This is a genomic window from Sphingomonas aurea (assembly GCF_030678875.1).
In the GTDB taxonomy this organism is placed as follows: Bacteria; Pseudomonadota; Alphaproteobacteria; order Sphingomonadales; family Sphingomonadaceae; genus Sphingomonas; species Sphingomonas aurea.
In genome coordinates, this window is sequence record NZ_JAUUDS010000001.1 from 413,164 (window position 1) to 436,056 (window position 22,893).

Sequence of the window (22,893 nt, forward strand, 5' to 3'; positions counted from 1 at the left end):
AGCGAAGCGCAGCCGGTGCCGCCGAACCGGTTCAATTCTGCGTCATCCGCGCCTAGATGGGGCAAAGATTCGCACAGGATACTTTCATGACCACCCATTCCACCCGCATGCTCATCCTTGGCTCCGGTCCGGCCGGGCTGTCCGCCGCCATCTATGGCGCGCGTGCCGGGATGAAGCCGATCGTGGTGCAGGGCATCCAGCCGGGTGGTCAGCTGACGACAACCACCGATGTCGAGAATTATCCGGGCTTCGCCGACGTCATCCAGGGCCCCTGGCTGATGGAGCAGATGCAGAAACAGGCCGAGCATGTCGGCACCACCCTGATGTGGGACACGATCGTCGAGGTCGACCTGACCCGGCGTCCGTTCCGGCTGATCGGCGACGGCGGCGACGTGTACGAGGGCGAGGTGCTGGTGATCGCCACCGGTGCACAGGCCAAGTGGCTGGGCTTGGAGAGCGAGGAGGCGATGAAGGGCAAGGGCGTATCCGCCTGCGCGACCTGCGACGGCTTCTTCTATCGCGGCAAGAAGGTCGCGGTGATCGGCGGCGGCAACACCGCGGTCGAGGAGGCGCTGTACCTGACCAACCACTCGCCCGACGTGACGCTGATCCACCGCCGCGACAGCCTGCGCGCCGAGCGTATCCTGCAGGAGCGGCTGCACGCGCATCCGGGCATCAAGGTGCTGTGGAACAAGGAGGTCCGCACCTTCGTCGACGGGGGCGGCACCGCTGGCCTCGTCGCGCTCGAGCTGGAGGATACGGTCACCGGCGAGCATAGTCGGCTCGACGTGGAGGGGGGCTTCGTCGCGATCGGCCACCATCCTGCGACCGAGCTGTTCCGCGGGCACCTCGCGCTCGACGACGATGGCTATATCGCGGTCGAGACCGGCTCGACCCGCACCTCGGTACCCGGCGTGTTCGCCTGTGGCGACGTGGCCGACAAGGTGTATCGCCAGGCGGTGACGGCGGCGGGCACCGGCTGCATGGCGGCGCTGGATGCGGAGCGCTTCCTGGCCGCAGCGGAGTTCGAGGAGCTGAAAGAGGCCGCGGAATAGCGGCGTCAGCCGCGCCGCTTGCCCACGACGAAGTCGGTCAGCGCGCCGAACGTCTCCAGCATGTCGCCGTCGACCTCGTCATCGTCGATGACGATGCCTAACGCATCCTCCAGTTCGGTCAGCACGCCGGCAACCGCCATCGAGTCGAGTTCCGGCAGTGCCCCGAACAGCGGCGTCGCGGCGTCGAAGGCGGCGACGCGTTCCGGCGTCAGGCCCAGAACGTCCGCCAGCACGGCGCGTACGCGATCCTCGATCTCGTCACGGTTCTGCGAATCCACCCAATACCCCGCTTCGTACCTGCCACGCGGCCGGACGTGTCGCGTTACCGCCTGGGGGTGAAAACGGCAACGTCCCTGCTATGGCGGGGCGATGATCCCGCTCGATCCCATCCCGCGCCCGATCGACCATCTTGCCGTTCGTGGCCAGCCGGACGCGCCGGCGCTGATCGATCGCACCGGTGCCATGAGCTTCGCGGAGCTGGACGCCGCAACCGGTGCAGTCGCCCGCGCGCTGCTCGACCGCGGGCTGGTGGCGGGGGACCGCGTCGCGACCTGGCTGCCGAAGACGCGGCTCGCCTGCATCATGCCGCTCGCTGCGGCGCGCGCGGGGCTGGTGCATGTTCCCGTCAATCCGGCCCTGCGCCACGGACAGGTCGCGCATATTCTCCACGACAGCGGTGCGACGCTGCTCGTCACCCAGCCGATGCGAGCCGCGACGCTCGAGCGGGACGATGTTCCCCACGATTGTCCGGTCATCCAAGAGGATGCGCTGCCGCGAAACGGTGCCGCATTGCCGCTCTCTTCTGGCGATCCGGAGAAACTGGCAGCGATCCTCTACACCTCCGGTTCGACCGGCCGTCCCAAGGGGGTGATGCTGAGCCACGCCAATCTCTGGCTGGGCGCGATCGCCGTCGCGCATTACCTGCGGCTTGCGCCCGAGGACCGGGTTCTCGCCGTCCTGCCGCTGTCGTTCGACTATGGCCAGAACCAGCTATTCTCGACCTGGGCGGCGGGGGGAGCGGTGATGCCGCTCGACTATCTGGCCCCGCGCGACGTGGTGAAGGCGGTTGCCCGGCTCGGCGCGACGACGCTCGCCGGGGTGCCGCCGCTATGGACCCAGCTGCTCGAAATCGAGTGGGAAGATGCCGGCAACAACCTGCGAAGATTGACTAATTCTGGCGGTGCGCTCACGCCGCGAATGGTCCGAAATCTGCGCAGCCACTTTCCGCAGGCGGACCTCTACGCGATGTATGGACTGACCGAGGCGTTCCGCTCGACCTGGCTGGACCCGGCGCTGATCGACGCCAATCCCGATGCGATCGGTCGCGCCATTCCGTTCGCCGACGTGATGGTCGTGCGCCCCGATGGCCAGCGCGCCATAGCAGGTGAGCCGGGCGAACTGGTCCATGCCGGCCCTCTCGTCGCCCACGGCTATTGGCGGGATGCCGAGCGGACCGCCGCGCGCTTTCGTCCTGCGCCGGACTTCGCCGCTGCTGGCGGAACCGCCGTCTGGTCGGGTGATACCGTGGTCGAGGGCGAGGATGGTCTGCTCCGCTTCGTCGGACGCGACGACGAGATGATAAAGACCGCTGGTAACAGACTGAGTCCACAAGAGATCGAAGAGGCGATCCTGTCTGGCGAGGAGGCGCGGGAGGCAGTGGTCGTCGGCGTCCCTGACGATCGGCTTGGCCAGGCGATCGTCGCGGTGGTGGCAGGCGATCCGATGCAGGAGCAGGCACTGCTCCGCCGCCTGCGCACGGACCTGCCCAGCTTCATGCAGCCGGCTCGCTATGTCTGGCATGCCACCCTGCCGCGCAACGCCAACGGCAAGCTCGATCGCGCCGCGATCCGCGCCGAGGTGCTGCGATGAAGCCGGCCGGACCGATCCCGCCGATGTTCGCGGACCAACGCGGCATGCTGACGATCGCCGGGCGCGGGGCCGACGCCTGGGCGCAGCAGACGCCGGTCTTCGTCTACGATCCGGCCATCGTCACCGGACAGGTAACGCGGTTCCGGGCGGCGCTGCCCGGTATCGACCTTCACTATGCGATCAAGGCCAATCCGCATGCCGGCCTGCTCGCTGCGATCGCGCCGATGCTCGACGGCCTCGACGTCGCATCCGGGGGCGAGCTGGCAAAGGCGCTGGCGGTAAAACCGGCCGCCGCGATCAGCTTTGCCGGTCCCGGCAAGCGCGACGAGGAACTGGCGGCCGCGATCATGGCCGGCGCGACGATCAACGTCGAGTCGGAAGGGGAGGGGGCGCGTGCCCTCGCCCTTGCCGACCGGCTTGGACGCCGTCCGCGGCTGGCGGTGCGGGTCAATCCGGATGTGGAGCTCAAGGGATCGGGGATGAAGATGGGCGGCCGGCCGTCGCCCTTCGGCGTCGATGCCGTGCGGGTGCCGGCACTGGTGCGGCAGCTGATCGGGGGCGGGGCGGACTGGCGCGGTTTCCACATCTATGCCGGCAGTCAGGCGCTCGACGCCGGCGCCATCGCCGATACCCAGGCGGCGACGGTGGCACTCGCCGCCCGGCTGGCCGAAGAGGTCGGGCAGGCGCCGCCGCTCGTCAATCTCGGCGGCGGGTTCGGTGTTCCCTATTTCTCGGGAGACGCGCCCGTCGACGTGACGGCGGTCGGCGCCCGGCTCGCTGCGACGCTGGCGGAACGGCCCATGATCCTGGCGGACAGCCGCTTCGCGATAGAACTCGGTCGCTGGCTGGTCGCGGAGGCGGGTGTCTATCTGGCCCGCATAGTCGATCGCAAGGAGAGCGGCGGCGAGACCTTCCTGATCCTTGACGGGGGCCTCAACCACCAGCTTGCCGCATCGGGCAATTTCGGCACGGTTGTTCGCCGCAACTATCCGATCGCGATCGCGCACCGGATGAGTGGGCCGGTGGAAGAAACCGTCAGCGTCGTCGGCCCGCTCTGCACCCCGCTAGACCGGCTGGGCGACCGGGTGGCGCTGCCACGGGCAGAGGTGGGCGACCTGATCGCGATCTTCCTGGCGGGTGCCTATGGCGCTAGCGCGAGCCCGGCGGCATTTCTGGGGCATCCGCCCGCCGCGGAACTCGTCGCCTAGAGTGTGATCCACTCGGATTGAACCAGCCACTTTGCCTCCCCGGCGCAGGCCGGAGAGGTGCTTTAGTATCGGTGGATCACGCTCTGAAATCCTCCCCGCGAACGGGGAGGTAGTACCGACTGGCGGTGACGGAGGGGGTTGGCCGCGTACGATGCGCTCGCGACGATCCCCCTCCACCCCTCGGCCGACACTGAGCGGTCCCCCTCCTCGCAAGCGGGGAGGAGTTTACGCTTACTTGTCGAACAGCGTACCCCAGCGATGGACCGGACGGTCCTTCCACAGGCCGCGGTGATAGGCGTCGGACGCCAGCAGCGGCATGACCGAGCCGGCCTCCGCGAACACCATCTGCTCGATCCCGGTGTTCACCTTGCCCCAGCTCGCCGCCTCCTGCAGCGTCGAGGACGAGCATGCGCCGTCGCGCACGTCGGCGACGGTGATCTGCACCGCGTATTTGTGGACCTGCACGTCGTCGTGACCCAGGATCTCGGCGCAGACGACCGTGTCCTGGATGAAGTTCTTCGGCACGCCGCCGCCGATCATGAGAAGGCCGGTGGTGCCCGCCGCGATCTTGATCTCGGTCAGCTCGCGGAAATCCGCGACCGCGTCGATCATCAGGTACGGACGACCCGCTTTGGCGGCATCGACCTGATGCTTCACGAGGCCGAAACCGGCCGAGGAATCGACGAACGCCGGGCAGAAGATCGGCACGTCATGCTCGTACGCCAGCTTGACGAGGCTGTTGTCCTTTTTGCCGTGCTCGACCAGATACTTGCCCATCTCGCGAATGAAGGCTCGGCTGGAATAGGCGCGCGGCTCCAGCGACTCGGCGATCTCGAAGATCGTGTGGTCGACGTTCTGGAGCGCTTCCTCGTCGATATAGGTGTCGTAGATGCGGTCGATGTAGAGCGAGCGCAGCGTGTCGTCGTCGGGGATCTCGAGCGCCTGGTAATGCTTGTGACCGAGGCCCTCGAAGAAATCCATGTCGACGATGGTCGCGCCGGTTGCGACGATGCCGTCGACCATGTTGTTGCGCACCAGCTCGGCATACAGGTCCATGCACCCGCCAGCCGAGGTCGACCCGGCGATGACGAGGAAGATCGAGCAGTCCTTGTCGGCCAGCATCTGGTTGTAGATGTTGGTCGCGCGGCCCAGGTCGCGGCTGGTGAAGCTCATGTCCGCCATCGCATCGACGATCGGACGCGCGTCGAAGCTCTTGATGTCGATGTGCTTGACCTGCTTCGACAGCAGCTCGGCCTTGCGCGTGTCGTTGATCGGCGCGTTCGCCCCCGCAGTCTTGGTCAAAGTATCGGTCTTGGTGAGGGTGTCGGTCATGGTTCGCCCTTGGCTATCCAATACCCGTCGTCATTCGATTCAGTTGGGGACGCGGAAACCCAAAACGACCCCTCCCGCCGCAGCGGGAGGGGATTATTCTGCTTCTAGGAAACAGGCGTTACAGCTTGACGACGTTGCCCGTCCGCCCCTGTGCGACCTGCCGGTCATCCAGATAGACGGACAGCATCGCCTCGTCGGTCGCGACGACGGTGTCGCCAGTGCCGAAGCCGTTGAACTGCGTCCGCATCGCGATGCCGTATGCGCCGAGCATGCCGATCTCGAAATAATCCCCCGCCTGCACGTCGGCGGGCAGCGGGAAGGGCCCCTTCATATAGTCGAGATCGTCGCAGGTCGGGCCCCAGAAGGCGAAGTCCATGTCGCGCGCGCTGGAGTCCGGCGTGCGCAGCAGCTGCACCGGATATTTCCAGCCGATATGCGCGGCATCGAACAGCGTGCCATAGGCGCCGTCGTTGATGAACAGCTCCGCCCCGCGGCGCCGCTCGACGCGCACCACGACCGACGAATATTCGGCACACAGCGCCCGGCCCGGCTCCGCCCACAGCTCGGCCGAGTAGGACACCGGCAGGCTCTCGAACGCGCGGTGGATCGTCTCGAAGAAACGCTCCAGCGGGGGCGGGGTCATCCCCGGATAGGCCGAAGGGAAGCCACCGCCGACGTCGATCACATCGACCGTCACCGCTGCGTCGACGATCGCGGCGCGAACACGCTCCATCGCATTGCTGTACGCATCGGGCGACATGGTCTGGCTGCCGACATGGAAGCAGATGCCGAGTGCGTCCGCCACCTGGCGGGTCGCGATCAGCAGCTCCTTCGATTCGTCCAGCCCGACACCGAACTTCGACCCCAGGCTCAGCTTGGCATATTCCGACGACACCCGCATCCGGACGCACAACGTCAGGTCGGTCGCGCCGTCCGTGGCCGCCACGATCTTCGCCAGCTCTTCCAGGCTGTCGAGCGAGAAGGTGCGCACGCCGTGGTCGAAATACGCCTCGGCGATCGCCTCCGGCGACTTGACCGGGTGCATGAAGCAGCAGGTCGCGTCCGGCAGCGTCGCCTTGACTAGGCGCACCTCGGCGATCGACGCCGTGTCGTAGTGGCTGATGCCGTTGTCCCACAGGATACGCAGCAGGTCGGGCGACGGGTTCGCCTTCACGGCATACATCGAGCGGCCCGGAAACTTCTCGACGAAAAATCGGGCGGCGCGCGCAGCGGCGTGCGGGCGGACGAGCGTCACCGGATCGACCGGCTTGCGCTTGGCGATGTCGAGGCCCGCGACACTACGGGCTGTCGATTGGGGGGCTAGCCCCAGCGCGCGATGGTGCTTGTGCAATTCAAGGGACCTCCAAGTGGCTTGCGCCGAACGGTTCGAAAAGCTGCCTTGCGGTTGGAAGTCCCATGGGGCAGCGGAGGCGCGATCTATGGTCGCCGAACCCGGATGTAAAGTGCCTCTGTGCGATGAAGGACGGAATGTGACGATTCTGCGACAGCCCACCGCCGCGGGGGTGCGTGATGCCGCCGCCAAGATCGCCCGGGTGCTGCCGCCCAGCCCGCTATTTACCGCGGATTTCCGCGGGGTCGCGGTCGCGTTCAAGGTCGAATCACTCCAGCCGATCGGCTCGTTCAAGCTACGCGGGGCCTGGCACCGGCTGACCGCGCTGAACGCGGCGCAGGCGAAGCGCGGCGTCGTCGCCTTCTCCAGTGGCAATCATGCGCAGGGCGTCGCGTGGGCGGCGAAGCGACTCGGCATTCCGGCGACGATCGTGATGCCTGCCGACGCACCGCCGGTGAAGCGCGAGGCGACACTGGCGCTGGGTGCAGAGGTCGTCGACTATGACCGCGCGACCGAGAGCCGCGAGCAGATCGCGGGGCGGCTCGCGGAGGCACGCGGCAGCACCCTGGTGCCGAGCTTCGACGATCCCTGGATCATCGAGGGACAGGGTACCGCGGGGATCGAGGCGGCCGCGCAGATGGCGGCGCTGGGCCTGTCGGCACCGACCCATGTCGTGTCACCCTGCGGCGGCGGCGGCCTGGCGGCGGGGCTGGCACTGGCACTCCGCGACGCAAGGGTGACCGTGGTCGAACCGGAAGGCTGGGACGACATGCGCCGCAGCCTGGAGGCGGGCTGGATCGAACCGGTGGACGACTCGCCGCCGCCGACCGCCTGCGACGCGTTGCAGGCGACGCGCGTATCGCCGCTGACCTTCGACGTGCTGTCGCGCCGCGGTGCAGAGGGTGTGGTGGTCAGCGAGGCGGAGATTGCCGCGGCGCAGCGTTGGGCCGCCGAGAGGTTCCGCATCGTCGTAGAGCCCGGTGGCGCGGTCGCGCTGGCGGCGCTGCTCGCTGGACGGGTCGAGGCAGTGCCGGGATTGCTGGTCCTGCTGTCGGGCGGCAATGTCGACCTAGCCGCCTATGCGCGTGCACTGGCCGGGGTTGCGCGCTGATGGCGAGCATCGGCCAGGCCGCGCCCGCGATCGCGATGCTCGCCGCCTTCGCCTGCGTCGGCGGGGGCATCGCGCTGATCCGGAAAGGCGATCAGCGGTTCAAGGGCATACTGATGCTGGTGATGGCCGCGGTGCTGGTCGGCAACGTGCTGGTCTGGACGATGTAGGACGGCAGCGCCGCGGCAAATCCGCGGCGTCGGACGGCGCCGGAGCGCCGCCGGCCCGCGATCCGATCGGCGCCTGCGCTGTGCACAACGCCTATCGAATCGGCGAATTCGGATCCAGCCGCATGTCCAGATACTTGTCCACCGATCCCATCAGCTCGGGCATCTCGTGCTCGAAGAAATGGTTCGCCTTCGGGATCGTGTCGTGATGGATGGTGATGTGCTTCTGCGTGCGGAGCTTGTCGACCAGCTTCTGCACCGAGCCCGGCGTCACCACCTCGTCATTCTCGCCCTGAATGATGATGCCCGACGAGGGGCAGGGGGCGAGGAAGGTGAAGTCGAACATATTCGCCGGCGGCGCGATCGATATGAACCCGCGGATCTCCGGGCGCCGCATTAGCAGCTGCATGCCGATCCACGCCCCGAAACCCGATCCCGCGACCCAGGTCGACGATGCTTCGGGATGGAAGCTCTGCACCCAGTCGAGCGCCGAGGCGGCGTCGGACAATTCGCCGATGCCGTTGTCGAACACGCCCTGGCTCTTGCCGACGCCACGGAAGTTGAACCGCAGGGTCGCGAAACCGCGCCGCTGGAAGGTCTTGTACAGTTCCTGCACGATGCGGTTGTTCATCGTCCCGCCCGCCGAGGGGTGGGGGTGGAGGATCATCGCGACGGGTGCGCGCGGACGGGGTGCGGGGGCGAACCGCCCCTCCAGACGACCTTCGGGGCCGGGAAAGATCACTTCGGGCATGGAACTCGCCAATCGGTCGGCGCCCCGGGTGGAGCGCGGGAAAGCGCGCGCTATATAGGGGCGGACCCTGTTTTCGCAATCGGAACGACCTGTAGCCCGTGTCCCAGCCCGACCGCATCTATCTCGACCATGCCGCCACCACGCCGACGCTGCCTGTCGCGCGGCAGGCGATGGCGGCGGCCTGGCTAGGCTGGGCCAACCCATCCTCGCCCCATGCGGAGGGCCGCGCTGCGAAGGCGGCGCTGGAGGACGCGCGCGGGCGGATCGGGGCGGCTTATGGCTGGTCGGGCGAGACGCTGCTGACCGGCGGGGCCAGCGAGTCGCTCGCCATCGTCCTGGGGCGGGCGCAGGTCGCGCGCGTGGCGATCAGCGCGGTGGAGCATGACGCCGTCCTGCGTGCGGCGCCCGCCAGCGCGACCGTGCTGCCGGTCGTGAGCGACGGCACACTCGACCTCGACGCCCTGGGTGCGTGGCTGGCCGCGGGCGAGGGGCGGCCGCTGCTCGGCATTCAATGGTGCAACAGCGAGACAGGCGTGCGCCAGCCGATCGCCGCCATCGCCGCGCGGGTGAAGGCGGCCGGTGGGCTGCTGCTGGTCGATGCCGCGCAGCTGCCCGCGGGCCACGACCCCGATGTCAGTCTCCACGCCGACTTCGTGGCGTTGTCCGCTCACAAGCGCGGTGGTCCGCCGGGTATCGGCGCGCTGCTGGTTCGCGATCTCGCCATGCTGATGCCGACCGGTGGGCAGGAGCGCGGCTATCGCCCCGGCACCGAGAACGTGCCCGCGGCGCTGGGCTACGCCGCCGCGCTTACCGAGCCCGAGGATGTCGCGCGGCTGGTCGGCCTGCGCGCACGGCTCGACGATGCGATCCTGCGATCGGGTGGGCAGGTGGTTGCGGACGGGTCGGCGCGCCATCCGGCGATCGGCGCCTATCGCCTGCCCGGCACGGCGGCGACGGTGCAACTGATTCGCCTCGACATGGCGGGCTTCGCCGTCTCGGCGGGGAGCGCGTGTGCGAGTGGCAGCATGAAGCCCAGCCATGTGCTGGCCGCGATGGGATGGGACGAGGCGGCGGGGCGCGAAGTGATCCGCGTCAGCTTCGGCCGCTCGACGACCGAGGCGGATGTCGAGGCGTTCATCGCCGCCTGGCGCGACCTAGCCCGCGCCACCCGCCGGTTCGCGGCATGACCTATCTCGACTATCAGGCGACCACCCCGCTCGCACCCGAGGCGCTGGAGGCGATGCTGCCCTGGTTGCGCGACCAGCACGGCAATCCGCATTCGCCGCACCGCGCCGGGCGAATGGCAAAGGCGGCCGTGGAGCTGGCGCGCGAGCAGGTCGCCGCACTGCTGCCGCCGGGTGGCCGGGTGGTCTTCACCAGCGGCGCGACCGAGGCGCTGAACTGGGCGATCAAGGGTAGCCATGCCCGGACCGTCGTCGCGATGGCGACCGAACATGCGGCGGTGCTGGACACGGTGAACTCGCGTCCCGACGGTGCTCGCGCGATCCTTGGCGTCGATCATGCTGGACTGGCTGACCCAGCGCTTGTCGACATTATGCTCACGCCTCGAGCCGAGCGACAGCTTGTCGCCGCCATGCTCGTCAACAACGAAATCGGTACGATCCAGCCGATCGCCGACGTCGCCGCCGCGGCGCACGACGCGGGTGCCGTGATGCTGTGCGACGCGGTGCAGGGTTATGGCCGGGTGACGATCCCCGAAAACGTCGATCTGGTCGCCGTCTCAGCCCACAAGATCCATGGTCCCAAGGGGATCGGCGCGCTGTGGATCCGCAATGGCGTGACGCTGGAGCCGCTGCTCCATGGCGGCGACCAAGAGGGAGGGCGTTCGGGCACGCTGTCGCCGGCGCTCTGCGCGGGGTTCGGCCGCGCCGCGGCCCTGATGCGTGAACGTGCCGACGAAGACGCCGCGCATGTGGAGCGTCTCTGGCAGATCGCCGTCGCCCGGCTGAGGGACTGGTCGATCAACGGCTCGGTCGAGCAGCGCTACCACGGCAACCTCAACGTCCGCCGCGACGGTCTAGATGTCGCGCGACTGATGAGCGACTGCCGCGACATCGCCTTCTCCGCCGGTTCGGCCTGCGCAAGCGCGTCCGGCCGGTCCAGCCATGTGCTGCGCGCGATCGGGCTGAGCGAGGCGCAAGCGCGCTCCTCGATCCGGCTCGGCTGGGGGCGCTACACGACCGAGGCGGAGCTGGCCGAGGCGCTCGATCGCATCGTCGCGGCGGCGGACGCGCAGGGATGATCCGCGTGCGCTTCATCGGCGTCGATGGTGTCGCAACCGACGCCAATGGCACGGAAGGTCAGCGGCTGCTCGACCTCGCCCGCAACACCGGTCAGCCGCTGGAGGGCACCTGCAACGGCGACCTTGCCTGTGCCACATGCCATGTCATCGTCGCGGCGCAGGATGCCGGGCGCCTGCCGCCGCCGTCCGCAGAAGAGGAGGATATGCTCGACTTCGCGCCGGGCGCCACGCGGACCAGCCGACTGTCGTGCCAGATCATCCTGACCGCTGCGCTGGACGGACTGGAAGTGCGGGTGCCGTAAGCGTCCGCAAAGCTGACGTTTTCACAACCGGCGGTTCAGCCGCGATGCACGCCGGTGCGTTTACCTCCCGGTCATGCCCGCCGGTTCGTGCGGGTGCGTACAGGAGTAGGATCATGAAGATCATTGCTGCCATCGGTGCCGGACTGCTCGCCACCGCTACCTTCGCCGCCGCCCCTGCCGAGGCGCAGGGCCGCTGGGGCTATAACGACTATCATCGCGGCGACGGCTGGCGGGGCGATGGCTGGCGCGGCGACCGGCGCGACTGGCGCGGTGACCGCCGCGGCTGGCGTGGCGATCGCGGGCGGCGCTGGCACGGCGGCTACCGCGCGCGCTATCGCACCGTCTGCCGGATCGAGCGCGGCTATTATGGCCCGGTCCGCCGCTGCTTCCAGGTTCGCCGCTAAACCCTTGATCGCGCCGCCCGGCTCCGCCATAGGCGCTGCCGGGAGTCGGGCGGACGTGGTCGTCGCCAACCCGGTCAGGTCCGGAAGGAAGCAGCCGCAACGATTCCGCCACGGGTCGTCCCGGCTCCCACCGCAAACCGCTGCCGCGCCGCGGTGAGCGCGGCCGGCGGTGCGAACGCGCCGTCCGGCGTCAGGTCTCGGCCTTGCCGCGGCCCGGCTCATCCTCCGCGATGCAAGCGGCAGGCAAACCCCCTGTCATAACCCGCCCCGATCCGCCATAACGCCGCCATGCCCGCCCAGCCGCTTTCCCTTTCGGTCACCCATGGCTGACGCCCTCGATCTCGGTACCCCGCCCGCCCCGGCCGCGGAGGCCTACCGCGTCCTCGCCCGCAAGTACCGGCCCCAGACCTTCAAGGCGCTGATCGGCCAGGAGCCGATGGTCCGCACCTTGGGCAACGCGATCGCCCGCGACCGGCTGGCCCATGCCTTCCTGATGACCGGCGTCCGTGGTGTCGGAAAGACCTCGACCGCGCGCCTGATCGCCAAGGCGCTAAACTGCATCGGCCCGGACGGCAACGGCGGCCCGACCATCGAGCCCTGCGGTGTCTGCGAGCCCTGTCGCGCGATCGCCGAGGGCCGGCACATCGACGTGATCGAGATGGACGCGGCCAGCCACACCGGCGTCGACGACGTGCGCGAGATCATCGATGCGTCGCGCTACGCCGCTGTCTCCGCCCGCTTCAAGATCTACATCGTGGACGAGGTCCACATGCTCTCCAAGAACGCCTTCAACGCGCTGTTGAAGACGCTGGAGGAGCCGCCCGCCCACGTCAAATTCCTGTTCGCCACGACCGAGGTGAACAAGGTGCCGATCACCGTCCTGTCGCGGTGCCAGCGGTTCGACCTGCGCCGCATTCCCGCCGATCGGCTGGCGGCGCATTTCGCCGAGGTATGTGAGAAGGAGGGGGTGACCGCCGAGTCCGAGGCGCTGGCCCTGATCGCACGCGCCGCGGAAGGGTCTGCGCGCGACGGTCTGTCGATCCTCGACCAGGCGATCGCCCATGCCGGGCTGGATGGCGGCGGGGTGACGGCGGCGGCCGTGCGCCAGATGCTCGGCCTGTCCGATCGCGGCGCGGTGCGCGACCTGTTCGGCATGCTGCTGGCCGGCGACGCGATGGCGGCGCTCGATTCGCTGCGACGGCAGTACGACTATGGCGTCGATCCGGTCGCGGTGCTTCGCGCGTTGCTGGAGACGGTGCACGGCATCACCCTGACCAAGGTCGGGGCGGCCGAGGACCTGGCCCAGCCGGCCGAGGAGCGGGCAGCGCGCAGCGACTGGGCGGCGCGGCTGTCCTACCCCGTCCTCCACCGGCTGTGGCAGCTGGTGCTGAAGGGGCATGACGAGGTCGCGCAGGCGGCGCTGCCGATCGAGGCGGCGGAGATGGCGCTGCTCCGCATCCTTCACGCCTCGCAACTGCCCGATCCGGGCGAGCTGGCGCGGCGGCTGGCCGAGGGGACGCCGGTCGCCGCTGCGCCTGCGGCAGTCGCTACGAGTGCGCCCGCACCCGCACCGGCGCCCGTCGCCGACCTGATGCCCGCCAGTTTCGAGGCGCTCGTCGCGATGCTGGAGAGCAATCAGAAACAGGCATTGGCCGCGCGGCTGCATCACAGCGCCCGCGTCGTCCGCTACGCCGCGCCCGAACTGGTGCTGAGCGGCAGCCGACCGCTGACTACCGATCTGGTCGCCGAACTGACACAGGCGCTGAAGGCGCTGACAAAGGCGCAGTGGCGCATTACGTTCGAGGATGTCGCCGGCACGCCCTCGCTCAAGGAGCAGGACGATGCGTCGGCAGAGGCGCGGCGGCAGGAGGCGTGGAACTCGCCCCTGGTCCGCGCCGCCCGTGATGCCTTTCCCGAGGCCGAACTGGTCGAATGGCCAGGCAAGAGGAGCAACGCATGAACAATATCGACGAGATCCTGGCGATGGCCCAGAACGTCCAGAACGAGCTGCAGAAGGCGCAGGCCAATCTCGACACGATCGAGGTCGAGGGCGTGTCCGGCGGTGGCCTCGTCAAGGTCAAGGCATCGGCGAAGGGTCGGATCATCGGCATCGCCATCGACGATTCGCTGCTGCAGGTGTCCGAGAAGCAGATGCTGGAGGATCTGCTCGCCGCCGCCTTCAACGACGCACGGACACGCGCCGACGCGGTGTCGGGCACCGAGATGTCGAAGATGACGAGCGGCCTGCCGCTGCCGCCCGGCTTCAAGCTGCCGTTCTGACCCCTACCGTTTCGGGCCAGGAACAAATTTCCCGGCATCGGCGTTGCGCCGTTTATACAGGAGAGGGAGTATCGCCATGGTCGAAGAACGTGTGACCACCACGGACGGCCATCCGCAGACCACAATCATCGAGCGCCGCGGCGGTAGCGGCGGTGTGCTGATCGCGATCGTGTTGCTGATCGCGGTCGTCATCGGCGGCCTCTATCTGTTCGGCCGTCAGGGCGCGCAGAACCAGAAGGACGCCGCGATCACCTCCGCTGCCAAGAGCGTCGGCGGGGCCGCCGACAAGGTCGGCGACGCGGTCGGCGGGAACGGCAAGTAGGCGTGATGTAGCGTAGGCGTTTGGCCGGCCCGTGTCGCAATGCGACCGGGCCGGTCGCTATCGCTCGGCGGGGACGACGGGCCGGCCGCCCGGCGTCGCCGACAGATCGATGACGCACATGGTGGTGCGCCCGGCGTGCGGCCCGCACCAGATCCCGGCATAGCGGTAGAAGCCGGTCATCAGCAGCTTGCGATGCCCGCGCCCGACGACGCCGTCGTCGACCATCCACTGCCGCACCACCGCCTCCGGGCTGCGCATGCCGTAGCTGATCGCCTCGACGACGTAGATGTCCCCGCCGCGGCTGCGCACCCGCGCGCCGGGCGACGAGCCGGCGCTGCTGACATGACCGATGCTGCCCGCCCGCCCCTGTGCCTCGGCATGGTCGCGGGCGGCCGCGGTCAGGATCGGATCGCTCTCCAGCGCCGGCAGTGGTCGGGCCGCGGCGAGCACCCGCGCCGCTTCCTCGACCGCGCGTGTGCCTTCGTAGGTGGCATGCTCGGTGCCGTCGCGCTCGACATAGGCGTTGTTCTGATACCCATCCGCCGCGCGGCGCAGGAAATCGGCATAGCCGCCGGGGTTCTGCCGCACCGCATTGAGCACGGAGAGCACCGCAGCCTCGTCGAGCGCGCGCCCACCGCCCGCCAGCGCGGGTGCGGCGAGCAGGGTCAGCGCCAGCCCCGGCCTCAGCGCAGGCACGAGTCCAGCCCCGCCCGCCGGACCACGCCGACATAGCGGCTGAGCACATTGCCGTGCCGCCGCACGAAGCCGCGTGGATCGATCGCGGCGCGCTTCTTGGGCAGCGGCAGCACCGCCGCGATCCGTGCCGCCTCGGTCGGCGAGAGCCTGGACGCGTCATGCCCGAAATAGCGCATCGCCCCGGCATTGGCGCCGTAGGTGCCGATCCCCGTTTCGGCGATATTCAGATAGACCTCCATGATCCGCCGCTTGCCCCACAGCGCCTCGATCAGGACGGTGAAATACGCTTCGAACGCCTTGCGCAGATAGCCGCCGCCCTGGAACAGGAAGGCGTTCTTCGCGGTCTGCTGGCTGATCGTCGATCCGCCGCGGATGCGGCCGCCCTGCGCGTTGCGCCACGCCGCACTGGCGATCGCGCCCATGTCGAAGCCCGAATGGCTGCAGAAATGCGAGTCCTCGCCGGCGATCGCGGCGCGGGCCATGTCGGGGTCCATCGCCGACAGGGGCATCCAGTCCTTGGTCACGCTGCGCCCGCCGATCACATCGCCCAGCATGGTGAAGGTGAAGGGCGGCGGCACGAACCGGTAGATGCCGACCCACAGCACCGAGATGCCGACGAACACCAGGAGGGCCTTGAACAGCCAGCGAAGCATGAACATCGCCGCCGTTCCTACAGGCTGGACCGGCGGAGCGCCAGAACCGCGCGCGCGGCGGCGAGACCGGTCTCGTAGGCGCCGTGGGCGGTGGAGAAGTCGTGGTGGTGGCACGCCTCGCCCGCGAAGAAGACGCGGTCGTCGACGGGCTCGGCCAGCACCCGGCGCTGCCCGGCCTGACCGACAGCCGCGTGGCTGTAGCTGCCGCCGATCCACGCCTGCTGCCGCCAGCGCGTGACGGCGAGCGGATTCAGGCGTCGACGCCAGTCGCTGCCGAGCAGCGCGACCAGCTCGTCGATCGCGAAGGCAGCGGCGTCGGCGCCCTCCAGCGCCTCGGCACAGCTGCCGCCGAAGAAGCTCTCGATCACCGGTCGGCCGAACGGTGACAGCCGGTGGCTGGCGGTGCAGGCGCTGCGTGGGTTGCCGGTCAGATGCGCGTTTCCCGGCCAGATCGGGCGGTCGACCGACAGGAAGACCTTGTCTGCCAGCCCGAGCGGCAGCGCGGTGGCGGCGGCGTGTTTGGTAGCCAGGGCGGGCGTGAAGCGGAGCGCCTCCGAAGCGAGCACGGTCGTCGGCACGCAGATTATCACCCGCTCCGCCGCGATCGTGCCCGCCGGGGTATCCAGTATCAGCGTGCGGCCGCGATGGTCGATCCGGGTGACGGGCGTCGACAGGCGCACGGTCAGTCCGGCCGCATGCTCGACGATCAGCGACCCGTAACCGGACGGCAGCGCCCAATTGTCGTCGGTGGCCGCATCCTCGTAAGCCGCCCAGTCGTGCAGCGACACCGCCGACAGCGGCGCACCGTTGGCGAAGCCGGAAATGGCGTCGATCTGCGGCCGCGCGGGATCGTCCTCGGCGATGAAGTCCGACAATGGGCGATCCGGACCAGCGAGCGCGGCGTGCGCCGCCTGCTCCCACCGGGTCCACGCCTTGCCGAAGGCACGCTGATCCGCCGGCGGATAGCCCAGGTCGCGCCATTGGACGCCCCAGTTCGGCGACGATCGATCGATCGTCAGACCTCGCGATTCCGCGATTTGCGTCCACGGATTGCGGCGCGCGGAGTGGAGCCAGCCGCAGCCCAGATCGACCGTTCCCGCGGCAACCCCGAGCGTTATGGAGTGTGCCCGCCCGCCGAGCCGGTCGCTCGCCTCGACGAGGAGCACGTCCTCGCCCGCATCGTGCAGGTGCCGGGCCGCGGCGATGCCGGCCGCGCCGCCGCCGATCACGACGGTGGCGGGCATGCGCTCAGGCCGCGGTCAGCAGCCGCTTGTCACCGGCCAGGCGCATCATCGCCTTTTGCAGCTTCTCGAACGCGCGCACCTCGATCTGGCGGACACGCTCGCGGCTGACACCATAGACCTGGCTCAGTTCCTCGAGCGTCTTGGGATCGTCGGTCAGGCGCCGCTCGGTCAGGATGTGCTTCTCGCGATCGTTCAGGTCGTCCATCGCTGATACCAGCATATCGTGGCGGACGTCCGCCTCCTGCTGGTCGGCGACGATCGTATCCTGCAACGGCGCATCGTCGGCCAGCCAGTCCTGCCACTGACCCTCGCCATCCTCGCGCATCGGCACGTTCAGGCTGGTGTCGCCACCCATCGCCATGCGGCGGTTCATCGAGACGACGTCGTTCTCGGTTACGCCCAGATCGGTCGCGATCTTGGTCACGTCCTCGGGGCGAAGGTCGCCGTCCTCGAACGCGTCGAGCTTGGACTTCATCCGGCGCAGGTTGAAGAACAGCTTCTTCTGCGCCGCGGTCGTGCCCATCTTCACCAGGCTCCACGACCGCAGGATATATTCCTGGATCGAGGCGCGGATCCACCACATCGCATAGGTGGCGAGGCGGAAGCCGCGATCGGGCTCGAACTTCTTCACGCCCTGCATCAGCCCGATATTGCCCTCGGAAATCAGCTCCGACGTGGGCAGGCCGTAGCCGCGATATCCCATCGCGATCTTGGCGACGAGGCGCAGGTGGCTGGTGACCAGCTGCGCCGCCGCCTCGGTATCGCCATGCTCCTGGAAACGCTTGGCGAGCATATATTCCTGCTCGGGCTGAAGCAGCGGAAACTTGCGGATTTCCGACAGATAGCGGTTGAGGCTCTGCTCCCCGCCCAGGGCAGGGATCGTCGCCGGGACGTTGCTGCCTTTTGCCATGATCGATCCCTTTCCAGTCGGTAGCGTGCCATTCCGCAGTGCAGCGGCGGACGCGTCCGTGTTTCTATACGTGAAGCGTGGTGAACAGTTCCTGCATATCTGCAGGCATGATGCTTTCGAACGCCAGAGCATCATGGGTTATCGGATGGATGAACCCCAGTCGCGCGGCGTGCAAGGCCTGTCGGCGGAACCCCAGCGTTTCCAGCGTGCCGCGCACCCGGCCCGCCGACTTGCCATAGACCGGATCGCCGAGCAGCGCGTGGCCGATCGAGGCCATGTGTACCCGGACCTGATGCGTGCGCCCCGTCTCCAGCCGGCATTCGACCAGCGCTGCGCCGTCGAGCCGCTGTAGCATGTGCCAGTAGGTGACGGCGCGCTTGCCGCCCGGCACGATTGCCATCTTCTTGCGGTTGTGCGGGCTGCGCGCGAGCGGTGCGTCGACGCTGCCGCTGGCTGTGCGCGGCACGCCGCCGACGATGGCGCGGTAGCGGCGATCGATGCTGTGATCGGCGAATTGCTTCGCCAGGCCGACATGGGTCCGATCGGTCTTGGCGGCGAGCATCAGGCCCGATGTGTCCTTGTCGATGCGATGGACGATACCCGGCCGCGCGACGCCGCCGATCCCCGACAGCGAGCCGCCGCAATGGTGGAGCAGCGCATTGACCAGCGTGCCGTCGAGATTGCCGGCCGCCGGATGGACGACCAGCCCCGCCGGCTTGTCGACGACGATCAGATGCTCGTCCTCGTAAGCGACGACCAGCGGGATGTCCTGGGCCGCATTATGGGCCGGCTCCGGATCGGGAACGGCGACGGCAAAAGTCTCGCCAACGGTGACCTTTCGCGCCGGATCGCGGGTCAGGATGCCGTCCTGCTCGACGCGACCGCCCGCGATCAGCACCTTCAGCCGCTCTCGCGACAGCGTCGGCACCGCGTCCGCCAGCGCCCGGTCGAGCCGCCAGCCATCCGCTGTCGGCGCAATCCTTGCCTGGATAATGGAGACCCCCCGGTCCATGGTGAAGAGATGGTGGCGACGGTGACGATGTCAAGCGGACTGGTCGCACGGATCCTGGCTGCGGCGGCGGCCGATCCGATGCGGGAGGTCTGCGGATTGCTGACCGGCGCGCCGGATAGGGTTTCCGGCATACAGCCTTGTGCGAACGTAGCAGCCGACCCGGCGACGCGGTTCGAGATCGACCCGGCCGCTCTGCTCACCGCGCATCGGCGGGCAAGGCTGGGCGGCCCGGCGATCATCGGCTGCTATCACTCTCACCCGACCGGCCGGGCGGAGCCGTCGCCGCGCGACGCGGCTGACGCGGCGCCTGATGGATCGCTGTGGCTGATCGTCGCGGACGGGCGGATCGGCGCATGGCGGGCGGTGTCGGGCGGCGCACGACATGGCCGGTTCGACCCGGTAACGTTGCGCTGCGACGCGGGAGAGGCCAGTACGGGGTTGAAGAACGAGGAAAACCGATGACCATCAGCCCGGTCGATTTCGCCAGCCTGCTCTGCTCGCGCCTCTGCCACGACCTGCTCTCGCCGGTCGGAGCGCTCAACAACGGCCTGGAGTTGCTGGCCGACGAGACGGACCCGGACATGCGCCAGCGCTGCATGGACCTGCTGGCCGAGAGTGCGCGGACCTCTGCCAACAAGCTGAAGTTCTTTCGGCTCGCGTTCGGGGCGGCCGGCAGCTTCGGCGAGATGGTCGATCCGTCGGAGGCGCGGGCGGCGATCGAGGGGCTGCTGTCCGACGCCCGCCGCACGACGCTCGGCTGGCTGGTGGAGGCGCCGGCGCTGCCCAAGACGGCGGTCAAGGCGCTGCTGAACCTGTCGCTGATCGCCAACGAGGCGCTGGTGCGCGGCGGTACGCTGGATGTCGGCGCAGAGCTGGGCGGCGAGCAGCTGGAGATCGTGGTGCGGATCGCGGGACCGCGCATCACGCTCGACCCGTCTCTTCGCAAGATGCTGGTCGAGGGGCCGGGCACGGAGCCGGTCGGCTCGCGCTCGGCGGCGGCGTTCCTGGTTCACGCCCTGGTCGCCGAGGCGAATGGCGAGGTGATGGTGTCCGATGCGGCGGACGGCGTGATGATCTTCGGCGCGGTGCTGCGTCCGACCGGAGGTTTTGCGCAGGCGATTCCGGCGGTTGCGGGGTAAAGTCGACCTTAACCCTTGGCGCGGCAAGAACGGCTTCATGGGCGAAGGGAACGCCCCGGAGGCCCATGGACGACCTGCTGCAGGAATTCATCGCGGAAACCCGGGAGACGCTGGACGCGTTGTCGGGAGAGATCGTGCTGTGGGAGGCTACTCCCGGCGATCGCGCGCGACTGGACGCCATCTTCCGCTTCGTCCACACCGTTAAGGGCAGCTGCGGCTTTCTGGAACTGCCGCGACTTGGGCGCCTGGCCCACGCGGCGGAGGATGTGCTGTCGGCGGTGCGCGACGGGCGGCGTCCCGCCGATACCGCGCTGGTCAGCGCCGTGCTCGCCATCGTCGATCGCATCGGCGAACTGACCGAGGCGATCGCCGGCGGGCATGCACTGGACGACGTTACCGAAGACCTGCTGATCGCGGCACTTGCCGAGGATGCGGCACCGCCGACCGTGCTCGCTGCCTCGACCGCGCCCACCGCGCGGGTGGCGAGCAGCAGCGTGCGGCTGGCGGTGGACCTGCTCGACCGGATGATGATCGGCATGTCCGAGATGGTACTGGCCCGCAACGAGCTGGCCCGCCGCCTGCGCGAGCACGCGCTCGATGCGCGGGTCGAAGGCGCACTGGAGCGGCTGTCCCTGACCGTCGGCGAGATGCGCGACACGGTCACGCGTACCCGCATGCAGCGGATCAGCGCATTGTTCTCCGCGCTGCCGCGCATGGTCCGCGACACCGCCAATTCGCTCGGCAAGGCCGTCATCCTTGATGTCGAGGGAGCGGATGTCGAGCTGGACCGCGAGCTGGTCGAGCTGCTGCGAGACCCCCTGGTCCATATCATCCGCAACGCCGTCGACCACGGCATCGAAACGCCGGCGGAGCGTCGTGCGGCGGGCAAGCGCGTGGCCGGGCAGCTGATCGTGTCGGCGCGCCAGACCGGCAACCAGATCGTCCTGGGGATCAGCGACGACGGCCGCGGCATCGACGAGTCGCGGCTGGTCGCCAAGGCGGCGGCATCGGGGCTGCGTACCGACCGGCAGCTGGCGATGATGACCGACGCCGAGCGGCTGGAGCTGATCTTCGAGCCGGGGCTGTCGAGCCGCGACGTCGTCACCAGCATATCCGGCCGCGGGGTCGGCATGGACGTGGTCCGCGCCAATATTGAGCGGATCGGCGGGCGGGTGGCGCTGCGCAATCGGCCCGGATGCGGGCTGACGATCGAGCTGCAGGTGCCCCTGACGCTGTCGATCATCCCGACCATCATCGTCGCGATCGGCGGTGAGAAATTCGCCTTGCCGCGCCAGTCGATCGAGGAGATCGTCGCGCTTCGCGGGGCGGCGGTGCGGCTCGACATGCTGGGCGGCACGACCGTCGCAACCGTGCGCGGACGGCGACTGCCGATGGTGGAGCTCGGCTCACTCCTCAACATTCCCGACGCAAAGGTCACCGCACTCGCGATCGTCGCCACCCGCGACGGGCAATATGCGCTCGGGATCGACGAAGTTCTGGATACCGAGGAGCTGGTCGTCAAACCAGTCTCACCCGCGATCATGGCGACGGGCCTCTATGCAGGGCAGACGCTGCCCGACAGCGGCGATCCCCTGCTACTGCTGGATGGTACCGGCATCGCCGCGGCGGCGGGCCTGCATTTCACGCCCGCCAGCGAGGACCGGACCGAAGCACCCGTCGAGGAGGCGCGCGGGATTGCCGCGCTGCTGTTCGACGATCTGGACGGCATGCGCCGTGCCCTGCCTCTGATCGCGGTCGACCGGGTCGAGACGGTGCCGCGCGCCGCCATCCGCCGCACCGGCGGGCGGCTGCATCTCTCGCTGGATACGGGAGTGATCCCGGTCTTCGCCAACGGCGACCTGCCGGACACGAACCAGGTCGCGGTGGTCCGCCTGACCGATGGCGCCAGCGAATATGGCTATCTGATCGGCGACGCGCAGGAGATCGTCAGCCTGCCGGCCCAAGCCGCACCGGCGGCCGGACGGGCAGGGGTCGCCGCGGTGTTGATGATCGCGGGCGAGCAGGTCGAACTCGTCGACGTCCACGCCCTGTTCGCTGGTGAACTGGCACCGCCGGCCGATCGGCCGCTCTGCCTGTTGCGCTGCGACGGTTCGGGCTGGATGGATACCTTCCTTCGCCCAGTGCTTGAAGCATCGGGCTATCGCTGCACTAGCCAGATGAGAGACGACGACATCGCCGATGTCACGCTGGCAATGGCCGATGCCGCTCCGCAGCGCGACGTCGCGGCCGGCTCTCCGGTCGTCTATCTCAGCCGTCAGCCTGTGGCCGGCGCCGACGCCATCTATCGCTACGACCGTGCCGCGCTGATCGCCGCGGTCGCCGCCAGTGCCGGGAGCAGGCGCGCATGACCGAATTGTTCCTGATCGTCCAGATCGCCGCACGCTGGGTCGCGGTACCCGCGACCGAGGTCGAGTCCGCCGTCGATATCGGCGCCATCGTCGCCGTGCCGCATGCACCGTCGACGATCCGTGGCCTCGCCGCGCTGCGCAGCCGGGTGGTGACCGTCATCGACACCTGCACCGCATTGGGGCTGCCGCCGTGCACCGAGGCGAAGCGAGCCGTGATCGCGCAGGTGCAGGGTCACCATTACGCGCTGCTCGTCGACGCGCTGGACGATGTCTTCGCGCTCGAACGACTGCCGCTGTCGTCGGGGTTGCCGCTCGATGGGCAATGGGCAGCCTGCGCGTCGGGCATGGTCGATCGCGACGGCGAGCCGCTCCTGATCTTGGACCTGTCGCGCCTGGTGCCGGGTGCCGTGGCAATCGCCGCCTGATCGAGCACCGCGGTTAAGCATACGCTTACTCCT

Annotated in this window: 25 protein-coding genes and 1 other RNA gene; 17 read left to right on the forward strand and 9 right to left on the reverse strand. The window is 68.8% G+C overall.

The window, feature by feature from the left end; all coding sequences use genetic code 11:
* The first annotated feature begins 86 nt into the window (after positions 1-86).
* Positions 87-1,055, forward strand: coding sequence for a thioredoxin-disulfide reductase (gene trxB / locus Q5H91_RS02125; protein WP_305171567.1), 969 nt, complete (start codon positions 87-89; stop codon positions 1,053-1,055).
* Between the two features lie 5 nt (positions 1,056-1,060).
* Here trxB and Q5H91_RS02130 read toward each other — a convergent pair whose 3' ends face one another.
* Positions 1,061-1,333 carry an acyl carrier protein gene (locus tag Q5H91_RS02130; protein WP_305171568.1) on the reverse strand — a complete coding sequence of 91 codons (273 nt, stop codon included), beginning with the start codon at positions 1,331-1,333 and terminating at the stop codon, positions 1,061-1,063.
* 91 nt (positions 1,334-1,424) lie between these two features.
* Here Q5H91_RS02130 and Q5H91_RS02135 point away from each other — a divergent pair, with 91 nt between their 5' ends.
* The gene (locus Q5H91_RS02135) at positions 1,425-2,924 is read left to right on the forward strand and encodes an acyl-CoA ligase (AMP-forming), exosortase A system-associated (protein ID WP_305171569.1); all 1,500 of its coding nucleotides are present in this window, start codon (positions 1,425-1,427) and stop codon (positions 2,922-2,924) included.
* The gene (locus Q5H91_RS02140; RefSeq protein ID WP_305171570.1) at positions 2,921-4,132 is read left to right on the forward strand and encodes a pyridoxal-dependent decarboxylase, exosortase A system-associated; all 1,212 of its coding nucleotides are present in this window, start codon (positions 2,921-2,923) and stop codon (positions 4,130-4,132) included. The genes Q5H91_RS02135 and Q5H91_RS02140 overlap by 4 nt, the downstream gene beginning before the upstream one ends.
* Before the next feature lie 231 nt (positions 4,133-4,363).
* On the opposite strand, the gene Q5H91_RS02145 is transcribed toward Q5H91_RS02140, so the two are convergent.
* On the reverse strand, positions 4,364-5,464 hold the full coding sequence (locus Q5H91_RS02145; RefSeq protein ID WP_305171571.1) for a 1,9-bis(guanidino)-5-aza-nonane synthase: 1,101 nt from the start codon (positions 5,462-5,464) through the stop codon (positions 4,364-4,366).
* A gap of 118 nt (positions 5,465-5,582) precedes the next feature.
* The gene (locus Q5H91_RS02150) at positions 5,583-6,815 is read right to left on the reverse strand and encodes a type III PLP-dependent enzyme domain-containing protein (RefSeq protein WP_305171572.1); all 1,233 of its coding nucleotides are present in this window, start codon (positions 6,813-6,815) and stop codon (positions 5,583-5,585) included.
* Positions 6,816-6,954: 139 nt separating this feature from the next.
* On the opposite strand from Q5H91_RS02150, the gene Q5H91_RS02155 reads away from it, so the two are divergent.
* The gene (locus tag Q5H91_RS02155; RefSeq protein WP_305171573.1) at positions 6,955-7,926 is read left to right on the forward strand and encodes a threonine ammonia-lyase; all 972 of its coding nucleotides are present in this window, start codon (positions 6,955-6,957) and stop codon (positions 7,924-7,926) included.
* Positions 7,926-8,093, forward strand: coding sequence for a hypothetical protein (locus tag Q5H91_RS02160; RefSeq protein ID WP_305171575.1), 168 nt, complete (start codon positions 7,926-7,928; stop codon positions 8,091-8,093). The genes Q5H91_RS02155 and Q5H91_RS02160 overlap by 1 nt, the downstream gene beginning before the upstream one ends.
* Positions 8,094-8,184: 91 nt before the next feature.
* On the opposite strand, the gene Q5H91_RS02165 is transcribed toward Q5H91_RS02160, so the two are convergent.
* Positions 8,185-8,841, reverse strand: coding sequence for an alpha/beta hydrolase (locus Q5H91_RS02165; protein ID WP_305171576.1), 657 nt, complete (start codon positions 8,839-8,841; stop codon positions 8,185-8,187).
* Positions 8,842-8,939: 98 nt separating this feature from the next.
* Here Q5H91_RS02165 and Q5H91_RS02170 point away from each other — a divergent pair, with 98 nt between their 5' ends.
* From Q5H91_RS02170 to Q5H91_RS02205, 8 genes are all read left to right on the forward strand, one after another.
* Positions 8,940-10,028 (forward strand): cysteine desulfurase family protein, encoded by a 1,089-nt coding sequence (locus Q5H91_RS02170; RefSeq protein WP_305171577.1) that lies wholly within the window; start codon positions 8,940-8,942, stop codon positions 10,026-10,028.
* A complete protein-coding gene (locus Q5H91_RS02175) occupies positions 10,025-11,104 on the forward strand; it encodes a cysteine desulfurase family protein (protein WP_305171578.1) in 1,080 nt (359 codons plus the stop codon). Before Q5H91_RS02170 ends, Q5H91_RS02175 begins: the two co-directional genes overlap by 4 nt.
* Positions 11,101-11,406 (forward strand): 2Fe-2S iron-sulfur cluster-binding protein, encoded by a 306-nt coding sequence (locus tag Q5H91_RS02180; RefSeq protein WP_305171579.1) that lies wholly within the window; start codon positions 11,101-11,103, stop codon positions 11,404-11,406. The genes Q5H91_RS02175 and Q5H91_RS02180 overlap by 4 nt, the downstream gene beginning before the upstream one ends.
* A gap of 113 nt (positions 11,407-11,519) precedes the next feature.
* Entirely contained in the window at positions 11,520-11,810 is a 291-nt protein-coding gene (locus tag Q5H91_RS02185; RefSeq protein ID WP_305171580.1) for a hypothetical protein, read from the forward strand.
* Positions 11,811-11,849: 39 nt separating this feature from the next.
* An RNA gene (gene ffs, locus Q5H91_RS02190) (signal recognition particle sRNA small type) lies at positions 11,850-11,943 on the forward strand.
* A 189-nt stretch (positions 11,944-12,132) separates the two neighbouring features.
* On the forward strand, positions 12,133-13,770 hold the full coding sequence (locus tag Q5H91_RS02195) for a DNA polymerase III subunit gamma/tau (RefSeq protein ID WP_305171581.1): 1,638 nt from the start codon (positions 12,133-12,135) through the stop codon (positions 13,768-13,770).
* Entirely contained in the window at positions 13,767-14,090 is a 324-nt protein-coding gene (locus Q5H91_RS02200) for a YbaB/EbfC family nucleoid-associated protein (RefSeq protein ID WP_305171582.1), read from the forward strand. Before Q5H91_RS02195 ends, Q5H91_RS02200 begins: the two co-directional genes overlap by 4 nt.
* 76 nt (positions 14,091-14,166) lie before the next feature.
* A complete protein-coding gene (locus tag Q5H91_RS02205; protein WP_305171584.1) occupies positions 14,167-14,412 on the forward strand; it encodes a hypothetical protein in 246 nt (81 codons plus the stop codon).
* A gap of 57 nt (positions 14,413-14,469) precedes the next feature.
* Here the strand turns inward: Q5H91_RS02205 and Q5H91_RS02210 are convergent, their stop codons facing one another.
* From Q5H91_RS02210 to Q5H91_RS02230, 5 genes are all read right to left on the reverse strand, one after another.
* The gene (locus Q5H91_RS02210) at positions 14,470-15,108 is read right to left on the reverse strand and encodes a CAP domain-containing protein (protein WP_305171585.1); all 639 of its coding nucleotides are present in this window, start codon (positions 15,106-15,108) and stop codon (positions 14,470-14,472) included.
* Positions 15,096-15,767 (reverse strand): monofunctional biosynthetic peptidoglycan transglycosylase, encoded by a 672-nt coding sequence (gene mtgA, locus Q5H91_RS02215; RefSeq protein WP_370655202.1) that lies wholly within the window; start codon positions 15,765-15,767, stop codon positions 15,096-15,098. Before mtgA ends, Q5H91_RS02210 begins: the two co-directional genes overlap by 13 nt.
* An 11-nt stretch (positions 15,768-15,778) precedes the next feature.
* Positions 15,779-17,005: a flavin monoamine oxidase family protein gene (locus tag Q5H91_RS02220; protein WP_305171586.1), complete on the reverse strand. Its 1,227-nt coding sequence runs from the start codon at positions 17,003-17,005 to the stop codon at positions 15,779-15,781.
* 4 nt (positions 17,006-17,009) lie between these two features.
* Positions 17,010-17,915, reverse strand: a complete 906-nt coding sequence (gene rpoH / locus Q5H91_RS02225; protein ID WP_305171587.1) for an RNA polymerase sigma factor RpoH — start codon at positions 17,913-17,915, stop codon at positions 17,010-17,012.
* A 64-nt stretch (positions 17,916-17,979) separates the two neighbouring features.
* Positions 17,980-18,927 carry an RluA family pseudouridine synthase gene (locus Q5H91_RS02230; RefSeq protein ID WP_305171588.1) on the reverse strand — a complete coding sequence of 316 codons (948 nt, stop codon included), beginning with the start codon at positions 18,925-18,927 and terminating at the stop codon, positions 17,980-17,982.
* A 27-nt stretch (positions 18,928-18,954) separates the two neighbouring features.
* Here Q5H91_RS02230 and Q5H91_RS02235 point away from each other — a divergent pair, with 27 nt between their 5' ends.
* From Q5H91_RS02235 to Q5H91_RS02250, 4 genes are all read left to right on the forward strand, one after another.
* Positions 18,955-19,389, forward strand: a complete 435-nt coding sequence (locus Q5H91_RS02235) for a M67 family metallopeptidase (RefSeq protein ID WP_305172354.1) — start codon at positions 18,955-18,957, stop codon at positions 19,387-19,389.
* The gene (locus tag Q5H91_RS02240) at positions 19,386-20,066 is read left to right on the forward strand and encodes a histidine phosphotransferase family protein (protein WP_305171589.1); all 681 of its coding nucleotides are present in this window, start codon (positions 19,386-19,388) and stop codon (positions 20,064-20,066) included. The genes Q5H91_RS02235 and Q5H91_RS02240 overlap by 4 nt, the downstream gene beginning before the upstream one ends.
* A gap of 65 nt (positions 20,067-20,131) precedes the next feature.
* Entirely contained in the window at positions 20,132-22,435 is a 2,304-nt protein-coding gene (locus Q5H91_RS02245; RefSeq protein WP_305171590.1) for a chemotaxis protein CheA, read from the forward strand.
* Positions 22,432-22,860 carry a chemotaxis protein CheW gene (locus Q5H91_RS02250; RefSeq protein ID WP_305171591.1) on the forward strand — a complete coding sequence of 143 codons (429 nt, stop codon included), beginning with the start codon at positions 22,432-22,434 and terminating at the stop codon, positions 22,858-22,860. The genes Q5H91_RS02245 and Q5H91_RS02250 overlap by 4 nt, the downstream gene beginning before the upstream one ends.
* Positions 22,861-22,893: the final 33 nt, after the last annotated feature.

Coding starts and splice junctions, on each gene's coding strand:
- trxB (WP_305171567.1), top strand. CDS start 87: ATGACCACCCATTCCACCCGCATGCTCATCCTTGGCTCCGGTCCGGCC.
- Q5H91_RS02135 (WP_305171569.1), top strand. CDS start 1,425: ATGATCCCGCTCGATCCCATCCCGCGCCCGATCGACCATCTTGCCGTT.
- Q5H91_RS02140 (WP_305171570.1), top strand. CDS start 2,921: ATGAAGCCGGCCGGACCGATCCCGCCGATGTTCGCGGACCAACGCGGC.
- Q5H91_RS02145 (WP_305171571.1), bottom strand. CDS start 5,464: ATGACCGACACCCTCACCAAGACCGATACTTTGACCAAGACTGCGGGG.
- Q5H91_RS02160 (WP_305171575.1), top strand. CDS start 7,926: ATGGCGAGCATCGGCCAGGCCGCGCCCGCGATCGCGATGCTCGCCGCC.
- Q5H91_RS02165 (WP_305171576.1), bottom strand. CDS start 8,841: ATGCCCGAAGTGATCTTTCCCGGCCCCGAAGGTCGTCTGGAGGGGCGG.
- Q5H91_RS02175 (WP_305171578.1), top strand. CDS start 10,025: ATGACCTATCTCGACTATCAGGCGACCACCCCGCTCGCACCCGAGGCG.
- Q5H91_RS02180 (WP_305171579.1), top strand. CDS start 11,101: ATGATCCGCGTGCGCTTCATCGGCGTCGATGGTGTCGCAACCGACGCC.
- Q5H91_RS02185 (WP_305171580.1), top strand. CDS start 11,520: ATGAAGATCATTGCTGCCATCGGTGCCGGACTGCTCGCCACCGCTACC.
- Q5H91_RS02195 (WP_305171581.1), top strand. CDS start 12,133: ATGGCTGACGCCCTCGATCTCGGTACCCCGCCCGCCCCGGCCGCGGAG.
- Q5H91_RS02200 (WP_305171582.1), top strand. CDS start 13,767: ATGAACAATATCGACGAGATCCTGGCGATGGCCCAGAACGTCCAGAAC.
- Q5H91_RS02205 (WP_305171584.1), top strand. CDS start 14,167: ATGGTCGAAGAACGTGTGACCACCACGGACGGCCATCCGCAGACCACA.
- mtgA (WP_370655202.1), bottom strand. CDS start 15,767: ATGTTCATGCTTCGCTGGCTGTTCAAGGCCCTCCTGGTGTTCGTCGGC.
- Q5H91_RS02220 (WP_305171586.1), bottom strand. CDS start 17,005: ATGCCCGCCACCGTCGTGATCGGCGGCGGCGCGGCCGGCATCGCCGCG.
- rpoH (WP_305171587.1), bottom strand. CDS start 17,915: ATGGCAAAAGGCAGCAACGTCCCGGCGACGATCCCTGCCCTGGGCGGG.
- Q5H91_RS02230 (WP_305171588.1), bottom strand. CDS start 18,927: ATGGACCGGGGGGTCTCCATTATCCAGGCAAGGATTGCGCCGACAGCG.
- Q5H91_RS02235 (WP_305172354.1), top strand. CDS start 18,955: ATGTCAAGCGGACTGGTCGCACGGATCCTGGCTGCGGCGGCGGCCGAT.
- Q5H91_RS02240 (WP_305171589.1), top strand. CDS start 19,386: ATGACCATCAGCCCGGTCGATTTCGCCAGCCTGCTCTGCTCGCGCCTC.
- Q5H91_RS02245 (WP_305171590.1), top strand. CDS start 20,132: ATGGACGACCTGCTGCAGGAATTCATCGCGGAAACCCGGGAGACGCTG.
- Q5H91_RS02250 (WP_305171591.1), top strand. CDS start 22,432: ATGACCGAATTGTTCCTGATCGTCCAGATCGCCGCACGCTGGGTCGCG.